Source organism: Pseudorhizobium tarimense, assembly GCF_022968135.1.
Lineage (GTDB): Bacteria > Pseudomonadota > Alphaproteobacteria > Rhizobiales > Rhizobiaceae > Neorhizobium > Neorhizobium tarimense.
The window spans coordinates 1-11,859 of sequence record NZ_JALJRA010000036.1; the positions used below are offsets into that span (position 1 = coordinate 1).

Below are 11,859 nucleotides of genomic sequence, written 5' to 3' on the forward strand. Positions count from 1 at the left end.
CTCTCCGAACAAAGCGATACTGATGGGCCGCACTGACCTAACAACCCGTGTCCGACCCCAGAGAAATTACCGGTCTCAACGAGATCCAAACGTCCGCATTCTTACGGTTGAGTGCCACGCGACAAGGTGTTGTATGAGCGTACCAGCTTCGAGCCCCACTTGATGGATAGGTTGGCCGAACTCATTGAAGCAGCGTACGATGTCAGGCACGTCCGATGGGACTGAGCGCTAGAGCCTGACTTTCCCGGCCTCGTCGATAATGCAGATTGCCACTGAGCGCAGTGACACGTCCAAAGCAGCATAGAACATCGTTTTCTCCCTTCATCTCGGTTGCACCGGGATTGTACTAGGAGCTTGCCTCTTGTGGGACCGCCCGAGACGCATGCTTAGGGCCGACTCCGGAAGTCCGACATCTAGACCCGCCGCTATTAAAGACAACGTGTTTCAACGCACTGACGCGGTCGCGTGAGCTTGAGAAAGCAAGAGGCAGCTCTCATCGACCCACACACGTCCGAACGACCGATGTCGATAACGTGACAACGGACATTCCGAGCCAGATGTCAAGCCGACGTCTGCTCTTCCAATAAGACCAAATTGGGCTGCAAGCTGGTTGGCGAGGCTAAGGCGTCCCATGAAGCCATCGCGCAACTAACCACGCTCATAAGCTGTCGTTCGTTTGCACCGTCTCGTGCGAGCAAAGACAACCCGTGCCCGACCGACGTATAGTAGTCGGTCAGCGCGCCGACGTCCGCATGGCGACTAACGTCACCCTCTACCTGGCCACGAAGCAGGCGCTCGCGCAAGACTAACGAGGATCGCTTTCGACAGTCGCTCAGGAATCTCGCCACGCTATCGTTCTGGGGAGCGTAGTTGAGAGCGCCCAAGACTACGAAGCATCCAGCCGGCTGGCCGGCACGCACCATGCGCCTCGCCATTCCATGTAGCATCGCCTCCACGGCCTCCTTGGCGGTTCCTGCTTCGGCGAACCCCTCATCAGCGCCCTCAGTCGCTGAGTAGAGTTTCACGGCCTCCCGAAACAAGGCCTCTTTGGAGCCGAAAGCGGCATAGAGACTCGGGGGCCGGATACCCATGGCTTCGGTCAGGTCAGACAGTGAGACGCCCTCGTATCCGCGCTCCCAGAAGAGCCGCGTGGCCAGGCGGAGGGCCTTCTCCCTGTCGAAGCGGCGCGGTCGTCCCCGATTTGCCATCTGTCACCTATTCGCATGCGTTCTGTAGCAGTCCCTACATATCTCGGTTGACATGCTTTGCAAACGGCACGATGAATATATGTATCGTTCACTATTTTAATCAGGAGCGGCAATGATCACTCTCTACGCGGCGGATACCGCAAATTCGTCCAAGATCTTTATCGCGCTGGAGGAGCTTCAGCTGCCCTACGAGGTGAAGCCCGTCGATATCCTCGCTGGCCAGCAGTTCGAGCCAGCTCTGACCGAGCTCAACCCGAACTCGAAGATACCCGTGATTGTAGATAGTGAGGGACCAGACGGACGCCCGCACACGGTGTTCGAGTCCGGGGCGATACTCTTATATCTGGCTGATAAGACTGGGTTGCTGCTCTCGAAAGAGCCCGTCGCCCGCAGTGAAGCCATCCAATGGCTCATGATGCAGATGAGCACTGTCGGACCGATGACGGGCCAACTTATCCACTTCGCGCGTTTTGCACCGCCCGGTAACGACTATGCGCTTGCGCGATACAAATCGCAGGTTCACCGCTTCCTGGATGTACTTGAGCGTCGGGTTCAGCGTAGCGAGTGGATTGGTGGGCCAAACTACAGCATTGTGGACATCGCCAACTTTCCATGGGTCCGCCCGCTGAAGCTCTTTCTAGGGGATCAGATCGAAGCTGATTATCCGCATCTGACGGCATGGGTGTCGCGCATTGCAGAAAGGCCAGCAGTTGCACGTGCGGACGAAGCAAAGGCAAGATTGGCAACCGTTTTTACTCCACCGGAAAAAGCGGACCCCGTCAAAGTCGATCGGCTGCTCGGGCGCGGCGCGTATAGCCGCACGTAGGCGAAAGCGGAACCTGCGGAAAATACGCCAGCAAGGCTCTGAGGCACGCGCCAACAATGCGCGAGGTCGCGGGTGCCTTCCGGCCATTCCTCAAGAGAATCAGTGCATCCTTCGGGAGCCGCGATCTCCTGAATATAGTCCCCTGCCGAGAATTATAGGTTTGTTGAAAAGCAGCATGCATCAGGGCGCTTTTTGAAGCAGCAAATTGGTAGATGAGGTGTCTCGCGCGAAGGAACGGTATTCTCATGTACGGTGATCTCCTGCCCCTCCCTTCCCGCCGGACCCGTTGGGGGGCACTGACTGCGAGTTAAGGCGCCAGTCGATCTTTCTTCATTGGCTGCGATATTCGGTCGGCGTGGTTCGCCACAGAAAGGGCGGCGTTGATCGGCAGCAGTCAGTCCAGATGAAGGAAGGCGCACTTCACGACGCCAAATCACCGCCAGTCTTGGAGGATGGGCATGCTGCTCCGAATGATGTCTGCACAAAACTACCGATCACTACGGGCCATTCGAATGGATCTTGCAGGGGTAAACCTCTTTATCGGTGAAAACGGCGTCGGCAAATCCAATCTCTACCGGGCCCTGCAATTGGTCCAGGCGGCGGTGCGCGGGTCTCTGGCCCACGAAATCGCCGCTGAAGGTGGGATGGCGTCTGCGCTGTGGTCTGGACCCCGACGACCTGACAAGAACTTTCGCATTAAGCTTGAAGTGGAAGTGCTTGATGAGGATCGCGCAGTGACCTTTCGCTACCGCGTCGAAGCCGGCCTTCGACCCCCCAAGGCTGCTGCCGGCTTTGAGTTTGAGCCGCAAGTGAAGGAGGAGGAGTTTTCGATTACGACGGGGACACGGCCGGTAACGATGATGAAACGTCAGGGGCCGGGCATCATGGTGCGTGGTGAGCAGGGGAGAATGGAGGAGTACCCCGAGCAAGCCATGACATCTGAAACGGCAATTGCCCTGCTCAGCGATGCCGGGCGCTATCCAGAGATCGGTGCTTTTCGGCGCGTGACGGAGGGCTGGCGGTTTTTCCACGGATTCCGGACCGACCGCGATTCGCCCCTTAGGCTGCCCTGTTTGGCGGTAACATCTCCGATGCTGGATGAAGACGGGGCGAATATTGCGGCCGTCTTCGCGACCATGGCCCACACCCGCGCAGATACAGTCGATCTCGATCGTGCAATCGCTGCAGCCTTTGATGGCGCTACGCTGCACGTTCCGGAACCCGGCGAATATGCTTCCTTCGGGCTCACGTTCCCCAATTTCCCGCAACGGATTTTCCAGCCGCGCGAACTTTCGGATGGACAGATTCGCTTCCTCGGGTTGGCTGCGGCATTGATGTCTTACCGTCAGCCGCCGTTGATCGCGCTGAACGAGCCCGAAACCAGCCTGCATCCGGACATGCTGCCTCCGCTGGCGGGGATGATCGAAGCAGCCTCACGCACGAGCCAGATCTGGATCGTCACCCACGCACAACAGCTTACTGCCGAGGTCGAGCGACGAACCGGCATACGAGCGAAGCGTGTGATCCGTAGAGACAGTGCGACCTGGATCGAGGGGATGGGCCTCTCAGGCGAGATTGCCGATGATGACGACCTGTAGGCGGCTACGTCACCTTGTCTTAGCCTCTCAATGATGCCCGCCGCAGCTTTGGGGCATGCACGGAATCGAGCCGTGAGCTTCTAGTCGAGGCGGACCGCAAGGCGGTGCTACAGTGTCCATTACGCAGCACATATCCCCTCCACCTCAACCTTACGGAACAGATGAGGGCTGGCCGTTGTGCTCTCGGGATAGGCTCCGAGTTGGGCCTGGAACTCCGGATTGCTGAAAGCAGCGCTGAAATGAGCGACCGACTGCCACAACGCGTAGTTCAGAAAAACCCCACTACCAGCAATTCCCCTGTGAAGCTGCGTAGAAATGAATCCTGGCTGGCGCTTCATCAGGGCGGCGTCATTAGCCCAGGCTTCAAGCAGCTTGTCGGCATCCTCTGGCGGAACAATAAATGTGTTTATCAAGACCACAGGCCCACCGGCCTCGTCAGCCATCTGATCGGCAAGTGTAACGGTCGGATCCATCTCTACGAACTTTGGCATTGCTAAGCTCCTTCTTGCTTCGAGTCTCAGATTAGAGATGCTGGTGCCCGCCAAGCAGGACCGGGCGCACTAGGCCGGACCGTCTGCACCCAGATAAACCAGTGTACCCGGCAGCTTCTCCCTGAAAGTTCAGGGACTGCCATCAATGCATCGGAGGAAGCTGTTGGGCTCACTGGGTGCAAGCCTCAGATTTGCTGTTCACTTTCATTTTCCGCCTCAAGCCTTTGTCGCAGCTCAACCATCACCCGGTGGGCGGCTCTGATGTCCCCTTCTGGCAAACCATCGGCCAAGGCATCCGCTTTCGGATAGTAGGCTTCAACAGCCGCCTCGTACGCCTGCTGTCCCTCCACCGTAAGCACGACGAGCTTCGCCCGCCGGTGGTGGGGATTTTGCTCAAAGCCCACCAGCCCTTCTTTGTGCAGGTCGTTTACAATCCGCTGCACATTCTGCCGGTTCGCTCCTAGATCACGCGCTAGCCACGATACAGGCTGTGGCCTTTCCGCCTGAGCAATGGCGCCAAGTACCTGCCATCTGGCGCTGGTCAAACCGAAAGGGGCAACCAGCCTGTCTCCCCAAACCAAAGTTAGGTTGTTTACCCGAAACAGCGCCAGGATCAGGTCAGTCAGGGCCTCGGCGCCCGCAGTTCTGGTCTTCATCGTCATCAGACAGGATGGTCATATTGACATTATGTTGTCAACGGTCTAACAACATGTATATTGTCATCATGATGTCACTTGGGAGCGGAGCACCGTGACGAAGAGCCTTCACCCGGTCGCTGGCGCGACCGCACTCCTGACGATCATCACCTTTTGGACGTCGACAGTGCTTTCAGAACTGCTCGCCACCGAGGCGGTCGTCATCGCGGTCAAGACAACTATTCCATGGGGATTTTTCCTCCTCATTCCGGCATTGGCTGCGGCAGGCGGATCCGGCTTTGCACTCGCGAAGGGGCGACGAGCAGGCCTCGTCGGTGTCAAAGCCAAGCGCATGCCCTTCATCGCGGCGAATGGCTTTCTAATCCTGATCCCGGCCGCGCTCTTCCTTTCATACAAGGCTGGCCAAGTGGAGTTCGATAGCGTCTTCTATGGTGTCCAGGGCCTGGAATTAATCGCAGGCGCTGTGAACATCACGCTTATTGCGTTGAATATGCGGGATGGCCTGAAGATGAGACGAGGTAGGCTTTCTGCTGGTGATCGGTAGACGTGCCCTTCCCAGGTGCCGTCACAAGTGGAGCGCTAAGACGACCTGGCTGAATCATGCAGACGTCGTATCTTCTCGATGTCTGCAGCATCTGCCGGATTGTAGATCATCAGCTTCAGGTCGGGTCGACCGGCGATCGCGAAGGTAGAGAATTCGACGGTGATTTTTCCCACCATTGAATGGCAGATCGTCTTTGCGCCTTCCCCAGCGTTTTGAAGGTCATTATCCGACCATATGCGGACGAAGTCGGTGCTCTTGCCGGAAAGTTCTGCGATAAGTTCAGTTGCGCGTTCGCCCTCGCCTGCCCGCATGGATTCAGCGCGGAATGTCGCGACCAGAAAACGGGCAACCGCCTCCCAATCACTCTGTGCCTCACGCGTGGCCGGATCAACAAACATGCGCCGCAATATGTTACGCTCGCCAGAGGGTAGCAGTGCGTAGTCTGTCAGAACGAGTTGTGCTGCGCGGTTCCAGCCGATGATGTCCCATGTCGACGTCGCGACCGTGGCGGGGATCATGGGCATCGCGTCGAGGAGCCGTTGTAGCCGACCTGAAATACCTTCACGCGTGGGCGGACGAATTTTTGGTGCATGGCCAATCCCGACGAGAAATAAATGCTCCCGCTCCGCTTCCGTTAGCAGGAGCGCCTTGGCCAGGCGGTCAAGTACATGCGGCGACGGGGCGCCACCGCGTCCCTGTTCGAGCCACGTATACCATGTCGTGCTGATGTGAGCCCGTTGAGCCACCTCCTCCCGCCGAAGGCCGGGGGTGCGCCGGCGACCTCCGAAGCCAAGTGCGGCAGCGTCAAGTCGCTGCCGACGATCCTTGAGGAAGGTTCCCAGGTTGCTTGGCCCGATAGCCGTCTTCAACTTGTTAGTCCTTATACCAGGATAAAGTCACTAATTTTAGCCGGATGGCACTTTCTACATCATATCCGTCCTGACAAGAAGGAGATTGAGAATGAAGGTGTTTGTCACGGGTGCGACGGGATTTGTTGGCGCAGCCATTACGAGGGAGCTCCTTGCGCACGGGCACAATGTCCTGGGGCTCTCCCGGTCCGACTCCAGCGCGAGGAAAGTCAGGCAAATGGGGGCGGAAACTCTCCAGGGTGATCTGGAGTCACCCGACACGCTCCGCAAGGGTGCGCAGGCTTCGGATGCAATCATTCACGCAGCCTTCGTTCATGACTTCTCACGCTTCGCAGAAGCATGTGCGATAGATCGAGCTGCCATCGAAGTGCTTGGCGGAGCGGTTGAAGGCACAACGAAGCCGCTGATCGTAACGGCGGGTGCCGCATTCCTCGACGCGTCAGGTCCCGTCGCGGCCGAGGCCGACCTTGCCTTTTTACCGTCAGACGACTACCCGCGAGCATCTGAAGCAACCGCAACGGCTCTCTCCGGTCGCGGCATCCCGACAAACATCATGCGTCTGCCTCCGTCCGTACACGGCGCGGGCGACCATGGCTTTGTCCCCATGCTGATCGACATCGCTAGGCAGAAGAACCTATCTGCCTACATCGGCGATGGTGAAAACGCCTGGTCGGCTGTGCACGTAGCCGATGCAGCACGCGCCTTTCGTTTAGCTGTCGAGCTCGGACCAAGCAGTGAGACGTACCACGCGGTGGCCGAGCGAGGCGTCTCGTTCCGGAGGATCGCGGAGGCGATTGCGATAGGGCTCGGCGTCCCATGCGTTTCCTTGACGGCAGAGGAGGCTCGCGACCACTTCGGCTGGTTCTTCGCCTTTGCGTCAATCGATCAGCCTACCTCCAGCAATTGGACAAGAGCTCATCTCGGCTGGAGCCCCACAGGGCCTGATCTCCTGACGGACATCATGGACGGGAACTACTTTTGATCCGCACCCGCTAGCTAAGGTGGTTGCCCCCGCTTATGGAGCGATAGCTATCTTCATCGCTCCATAAACAGCCCCGGTTGGCGCGAGTAGGAAGGCAGCAGCTTCCTCTTCTTGCGTTTGATGGGCTCGCTAATCATCAGATGATTGCGCATCAATAGCTGCCTGGAAGGCGTGGGCAGTTATACCGCTCTTGAAAGGAGCTGAACCTACGACCCGCCACCGTAAAGTCCCAACCGACCGATATACTGATACTTTCTTCTAACGCATGCGGCTGAGGGGTCTTGCATTGCAAATTGTCAGAAAACTGCATATATTTTCTGACAGGAGAATTGCCATGCAACGACTGACAGCACAGATCATGGCCTATGCTGAACAGCTGCCCGAGGGAACGGCGCTATCCGCGAAGGCCTTTCTGCATTTGGGAAACCGAGCGGCGGTAGACCAAGCTTTGTCGCGTCTGTATGAGCGCGGCGAGCTCGTTCGAGCCGGTCGGGGGATCTATCTCAAGGCAATCAAGAGCCGTTTTGGAAGCCGGCCACCGACGGTCGAGCAGGCCGTCGAAGCCGTTGCGCACCAGCGTGGCGAAGTGATCGTTTCGAATGGTGCTGCCGCTGCAAACGCGTTGGGGCTGTCCACTCAGGTGCCGATCCGGTCAATATATCTCACATCCGGCCGCAGCCGAACCATGACTGTCGGTAGCCAGACGGTCGAGTTGAAGCACGTGCCGCGCTGGCAGCTCGCCCTGGCGAACAAGCCTGCCGGCCTGGCTGTCCGCGCGCTGGCCTGGCTTGGTCCGGAAAAGGCCGAAGAAGCACTTCCGAGCATCAAGCGGAAGCTTTCCGCCGAGGCGTTCGGCGAACTCGTTGCCGCCGCCCCTCAGTTTCCCAGCTGGCTTGCCCGCAGTGTAGGAAAGGCCGCTTATGGCTGAACAGTTTTTGCAGCTGTCTCGGGATGATCGGAGAGATGTTCTTGCGATCGCCGCGGAGAAGACCGGGCGGCCGATCCATCTTCTGGAAAAGGACGCCTGGGTCGTCTGGGCGCTTCAAACCCTTTATGGAACGGCGCTCGGTGACCACCTCGTCTTCAAAGGCGGCACGTCACTCTCGAAAGCCTACAACGCCATCCGCAGATTTTCGGAAGATGTCGACCTGACCTACGATATCCGCGAACTCGCTCATGATCTGGTGGGCGAGAACAAGCAGGCGTTGCCGGAAACCAGAAGCGAGGAAAAGCGCTGGTCGAGCGAGGTCCGCAAGCGCTTGCCGGGGTGGGTATCGGGAACCGTGAGCCCGCTCATTGTCGATGCGCTCAGCGCCCGGTCGCTTCCGGCCACCGTCCATGTCGAAGCCGACAAGCTCTTCATCGACTATGAAGCAGTTGCCGGGGGATCCGGCTACGTCGCACCGAGCGTCATGCTGGAGTTCGGGGCCCGATCGACGGGGGAACCTGCAAGCGTTCGCGACATTTCCTGCGACGCTGCGGGCCTTGTGGATGGCATCGAATTTCCCACTGCGAAACCGCGGGTCATGCATGCCGAACGCACATTCTGGGAAAAGGCGACGGCAATCCACGTTTTCTGCCTACAGGAACGGCTCCGCGGAGAGCGCTTTTCACGCCACTGGCACGATATCGTTCGTCTTGACGATATCGGCATCGCCGACAGCGCAATCGCCGATCGCGACCTGGCCAAGACGGTGGCGCAGCACAAGTCGATGTTTTTCGCCGAGAAAGCGGCTGACAGAACGCCGATCGACTATGAAGCGGCCGTGGGCGGTGGACTGCAGCTGACACCCTCCGGCGAAGGGAGTGCGGCTCTCGAACAGGATTACGCCCGGATGCTGGAAGACGGTCTTCTTCTCGATGAGGCCGAGACCTTCGACGAACTCCTCGCACGATGCGCAAAAATTCAAGACAAGGCCAATGCCAGCGGCTGAGAAAAGCGACCATGGCGATGCTGCTGAGCGCCCCCAATTCTCGCTACGACGATATCGGTCTTGTAAACCTCACGCTTCTTTCCGTCATCTTCGGAACGGTCAGGAATGTCTTCGAACGCAACCTGCCACCTGCGGATCAGAACGCCATTCGTAATGAGATGAGACGCATGTGTCTCGCCTACCTAGCCATGGCAGGCGCTGAGTTGTTTCCGCCGATCCAAGCCGCCTGAGGGACCCCGCTGATGCTTCGAGACATGAGCGACACGCTTGCCTTTGTTGAAGTCGTTGAGCGGGGAAGTTTTACCGCTGCAGCAGAGAGTTTCAGAACATCCAAGGCGCGCATCAGCAAGAAAGTGCAGGATCTGGAGCAGAGGCTGGGTGTAAAGCTGCTTCACCGAACCACTCGCAACATACGTTTGACGGAGGCGGGATCGATCTACTTCGAGCGCTGTCGCGATCTCGGGCGCCTTATCGGAGACGCGGAGAGTGCAGTCGAACAGGTGCACGGCAAACCCTCTGGCTGGCTGAGGGTGACGGCGCCGCATTGGCTGGTCACCAAGGCCCTCGCCCCGCTTATGGTCGGGTTTCGGGAAGCCTATCCGGACGTGAAGCTGCAGCTGCTTCTCGACCATGACGTTAAGAACATCGTGCATGAGGATATCGACGTCGCCTGCCGACTGTGGAACGGTCCTATGCCTGACTCCAACCTTGCCGCCCGTCGCTTGGCTGACATCCCGACGGGCCTCTATGCGTCGAAGCAGTACCTTCAACAGCGCGGAGTGCCAGACAACCCGTCGCAGCTGAAAGATCATGCCTCTCTCGTGACGCAATTGTTCTATGGTAGGCCGCAGCACTCATGGCCCCTGACAAGGCAGAGCCAGGTGATTGATTTCCCGATCAACCCGGCGGTTGTCGCAACAGATCCAGAGACTTTGTTAGAATTCTTGATCCGGGGACAGGGCATTCAGCTCACCAATCACCACCTCGTCCACGACGCAGTGGAGGCGGGCGACGTCGTCCGCATTCTCCCTGAATGGTCCGGACCCAGTGCTACATTCTATGCCGTCAGGGCCGGTGGGCGCGTGCAGCCTCTCAAGGTGAAATCCTTCATCGACTATCTGAGTGAGAACCTCGAAAACGTGCTGCGGCTGACCTGAGCAGCATATCAGCGCGATTGCTCATTGTAATCAAATCGCTGACAGCAGGATCAAGGTTTGGCGCCTAATCGCCAGAATGCCCGCCACTTACTTTCATCCCGTGATCGCCGCGCGCATCGAAATGACGCTGCTCGGTGACAATGGATGAAGGATTTATCATGAACAGCGTTACACGACGAAACGTCCTCAAGGGGGCTTCGATGCTGGCCACGGTCGCGGCCATTTCGGGCGCCCCTTCCCTCACTTTCGCGGCGGCCCCCAAGCAGCACTTTCAGTCGCCCGGTTTCTATAGGATGGCTCTTGGCGATCTGGAAATCACGGCACTTTCGGATGGCACACTGCCGCTCCCTCTTCCGGAAATGTATCGTGACGTGACCGCAGAGCAAGCGGCTCAACTGCTGCGCACAGCTTACCGTGACATCCCGACTGACACATCGGTCAACGCCTTCGTCGTCAATGATGGTCAGCGTCTCGTTCTGATCGATGCTGGCAGTGGGAGCTACTTGGGCGCGGAGGCCGGGCACCTATTCGCCAACCTGGAAGCGTCCGGCTACAAGGCCTCTCAGATCGATCATGTCATTTTGACCCATGTCCACACGGACCATTCCGGTGGTCTGGTTCGGGATAGGACGCTTGTCTTTGAGAATGCGACTCTGCACGTTCCAGCGCGTGAGTTCGAATTCTGGTTGAAGACCCCGGCCGAGGCGCGACCGGACGGCCTAAACCCACAACTGTTCAAGGAGGCAGAGGAGTGCCTTCGGCCTTATTTAGAGCGGGGTCGAGTGGAAGTGTTCCAGGATGATGATGAGGTGATTTCGGGTTTCCAATCGATCCTACGCCCTGGCCACACTCCGGGCCACAGCTCGATCGTGGTTGAAAGCGGCGGCAAGAAACTGGTGTTCTGGGGCGACATCACCCATGGCGATGTTGTTCAGTTCGAACAACCTGAGGTGACCATCGAATTCGACGTGGACCGTTCCGGGGCGGTGCGATCCCGTCGTCAAGCCTTCGCCAAAGCCATCGCGGAAGGCCATCTCGTCGCCGGCGCGCACATCGCCTTTCCGGGGATCGGCAATGTCCTCAGGGACGGCGAACATTTTGACTGGATGCCGGTGAATTACTCCGATGGTGAAGGCGGCATAATCAGGTGAAAGCGTCCCACCGCAGCAACTGGTAGAGCTGAGCTGCTTCAACTCTGCTACCGGAGCATTTGAACTTCTGAAACAGATTAGGCGTGCCGCTTAGAAATGGCGGCCCGCACACCTGATCCTAAATGTCGGCCGTCTCGCTCTTGATGGGAATCGAACCAACGACCCTGCCTGGTTAGTCCGGAGTCGGCCCTAACCGGCTATTGACCATCGCCCCGGCAAGCCAGGATGCCGCTGGAGTGCACCCCGTTTCGCCGGACATGTCGGCTAGTTTGATTTAGCCCTGATGAACTGCCGTGGGGAAGCCATCTTGAGCGCGGAGTGGGGATGGATCTCGTTGTAGTCCTCGATCCATCCGTCGATGAGCCGTGACCTGCTACTGATTTTTTCCTCCACCTGGAGTTAGAGTCCGGCCTCGATTTGAAGGACGGACAGATGAAGCGGAA

The 11,859-nt window shown here is 58.2% G+C and carries 14 protein-coding genes; 9 read left to right on the forward strand and 5 right to left on the reverse strand.

Annotated features, from left to right (window positions below; translation table 11 throughout):
* Window positions 1–560 precede the first annotated feature (560 nt).
* Window positions 561–1,208, reverse strand: a complete 648-nt coding sequence (locus tag MUU54_RS23860) for a TetR/AcrR family transcriptional regulator (protein ID WP_247246435.1) — start codon at window positions 1,206–1,208, stop codon at window positions 561–563.
* Window positions 1,209–1,320: 112 nt separating this feature from the next.
* Here MUU54_RS23860 and MUU54_RS23865 point away from each other — a divergent pair, with 112 nt between their 5' ends.
* Together MUU54_RS23865 and MUU54_RS23870 are read left to right on the forward strand one after the other, a co-directional pair.
* Window positions 1,321–2,034 carry a glutathione S-transferase family protein gene (locus MUU54_RS23865; protein WP_247246436.1) on the forward strand — a complete coding sequence of 238 codons (714 nt, stop codon included), beginning with the start codon at window positions 1,321–1,323 and terminating at the stop codon, window positions 2,032–2,034.
* Between the two features lie 458 nt (window positions 2,035–2,492).
* Window positions 2,493–3,632 (forward strand): AAA family ATPase, encoded by a 1,140-nt coding sequence (locus tag MUU54_RS23870; RefSeq protein ID WP_247246447.1) that lies wholly within the window; start codon window positions 2,493–2,495, stop codon window positions 3,630–3,632.
* Between the two features lie 119 nt (window positions 3,633–3,751).
* On the opposite strand, the gene MUU54_RS23875 is transcribed toward MUU54_RS23870, so the two are convergent.
* Entirely contained in the window at window positions 3,752–4,123 is a 372-nt protein-coding gene (locus MUU54_RS23875; protein ID WP_247246437.1) for an antibiotic biosynthesis monooxygenase family protein, read from the reverse strand.
* A 185-nt stretch (window positions 4,124–4,308) separates the two neighbouring features.
* On the reverse strand, window positions 4,309–4,785 hold the full coding sequence (locus tag MUU54_RS23880; RefSeq protein WP_247246438.1) for a MarR family winged helix-turn-helix transcriptional regulator: 477 nt from the start codon (window positions 4,783–4,785) through the stop codon (window positions 4,309–4,311).
* A gap of 88 nt (window positions 4,786–4,873) precedes the next feature.
* Here MUU54_RS23880 and MUU54_RS23885 point away from each other — a divergent pair, with 88 nt between their 5' ends.
* Window positions 4,874–5,323 (forward strand): hypothetical protein, encoded by a 450-nt coding sequence (locus tag MUU54_RS23885; RefSeq protein WP_247246439.1) that lies wholly within the window; start codon window positions 4,874–4,876, stop codon window positions 5,321–5,323.
* Between the two features lie 35 nt (window positions 5,324–5,358).
* Here MUU54_RS23885 and MUU54_RS23890 read toward each other — a convergent pair whose 3' ends face one another.
* On the reverse strand, window positions 5,359–6,192 hold the full coding sequence (locus MUU54_RS23890) for a helix-turn-helix transcriptional regulator (RefSeq protein WP_247246440.1): 834 nt from the start codon (window positions 6,190–6,192) through the stop codon (window positions 5,359–5,361).
* Window positions 6,193–6,283: 91 nt separating this feature from the next.
* Between MUU54_RS23890 and MUU54_RS23895 the strand changes: the two genes are divergently transcribed.
* From MUU54_RS23895 to MUU54_RS23920, 6 genes are all read left to right on the forward strand, one after another.
* Window positions 6,284–7,174, forward strand: coding sequence for an SDR family oxidoreductase (locus MUU54_RS23895; protein ID WP_247246441.1), 891 nt, complete (start codon window positions 6,284–6,286; stop codon window positions 7,172–7,174).
* 334 nt (window positions 7,175–7,508) lie between these two features.
* Window positions 7,509–8,102 (forward strand): DUF6088 family protein, encoded by a 594-nt coding sequence (locus tag MUU54_RS23900; protein WP_247246442.1) that lies wholly within the window; start codon window positions 7,509–7,511, stop codon window positions 8,100–8,102.
* The gene (locus tag MUU54_RS23905; protein WP_247246443.1) at window positions 8,095–9,108 is read left to right on the forward strand and encodes a nucleotidyl transferase AbiEii/AbiGii toxin family protein; all 1,014 of its coding nucleotides are present in this window, start codon (window positions 8,095–8,097) and stop codon (window positions 9,106–9,108) included. Before MUU54_RS23900 ends, MUU54_RS23905 begins: the two co-directional genes overlap by 8 nt.
* Before the next feature lie 11 nt (window positions 9,109–9,119).
* Window positions 9,120–9,338: a hypothetical protein gene (locus MUU54_RS23910; protein ID WP_247246444.1), complete on the forward strand. Its 219-nt coding sequence runs from the start codon at window positions 9,120–9,122 to the stop codon at window positions 9,336–9,338.
* A gap of 24 nt (window positions 9,339–9,362) precedes the next feature.
* A complete protein-coding gene (locus MUU54_RS23915; RefSeq protein ID WP_247246445.1) occupies window positions 9,363–10,265 on the forward strand; it encodes a LysR family transcriptional regulator in 903 nt (300 codons plus the stop codon).
* Between the two features lie 200 nt (window positions 10,266–10,465).
* Window positions 10,466–11,416, forward strand: a complete 951-nt coding sequence (locus MUU54_RS23920; protein WP_247246446.1) for an MBL fold metallo-hydrolase — start codon at window positions 10,466–10,468, stop codon at window positions 11,414–11,416.
* 264 nt (window positions 11,417–11,680) lie between these two features.
* On the opposite strand, the gene MUU54_RS23925 is transcribed toward MUU54_RS23920, so the two are convergent.
* Window positions 11,681–11,809 (reverse strand): integrase core domain-containing protein, encoded by a 129-nt coding sequence (locus MUU54_RS23925; RefSeq protein ID WP_312038867.1) that lies wholly within the window; start codon window positions 11,807–11,809, stop codon window positions 11,681–11,683.
* Window positions 11,810–11,859 lie beyond the last annotated feature (50 nt).

Excerpts from the sequence above, each read along its gene's own strand:
- MUU54_RS23920 (WP_247246446.1), top strand. The coding sequence starts at position 10,466 with ATGCTGGCCACGGTCGCGGCCATTTCGGGCGCCCCTTCCCTCACTTTC.
- MUU54_RS23915 (WP_247246445.1), top strand. The coding sequence starts at position 9,363 with ATGAGCGACACGCTTGCCTTTGTTGAAGTCGTTGAGCGGGGAAGTTTT.
- MUU54_RS23870 (WP_247246447.1), top strand. The coding sequence starts at position 2,493 with ATGCTGCTCCGAATGATGTCTGCACAAAACTACCGATCACTACGGGCC.
- MUU54_RS23865 (WP_247246436.1), top strand. The coding sequence starts at position 1,321 with ATGATCACTCTCTACGCGGCGGATACCGCAAATTCGTCCAAGATCTTT.
- MUU54_RS23895 (WP_247246441.1), top strand. The coding sequence starts at position 6,284 with ATGAAGGTGTTTGTCACGGGTGCGACGGGATTTGTTGGCGCAGCCATT.
- MUU54_RS23880 (WP_247246438.1), bottom strand. The coding sequence starts at position 4,785 with ATGACGATGAAGACCAGAACTGCGGGCGCCGAGGCCCTGACTGACCTG.
- MUU54_RS23905 (WP_247246443.1), top strand. The coding sequence starts at position 8,095 with ATGGCTGAACAGTTTTTGCAGCTGTCTCGGGATGATCGGAGAGATGTT.
- MUU54_RS23875 (WP_247246437.1), bottom strand. The coding sequence starts at position 4,123 with ATGCCAAAGTTCGTAGAGATGGATCCGACCGTTACACTTGCCGATCAG.
- MUU54_RS23900 (WP_247246442.1), top strand. The coding sequence starts at position 7,509 with ATGCAACGACTGACAGCACAGATCATGGCCTATGCTGAACAGCTGCCC.
- MUU54_RS23860 (WP_247246435.1), bottom strand. The coding sequence starts at position 1,208 with ATGGCAAATCGGGGACGACCGCGCCGCTTCGACAGGGAGAAGGCCCTC.
- MUU54_RS23910 (WP_247246444.1), top strand. The coding sequence starts at position 9,120 with ATGGCGATGCTGCTGAGCGCCCCCAATTCTCGCTACGACGATATCGGT.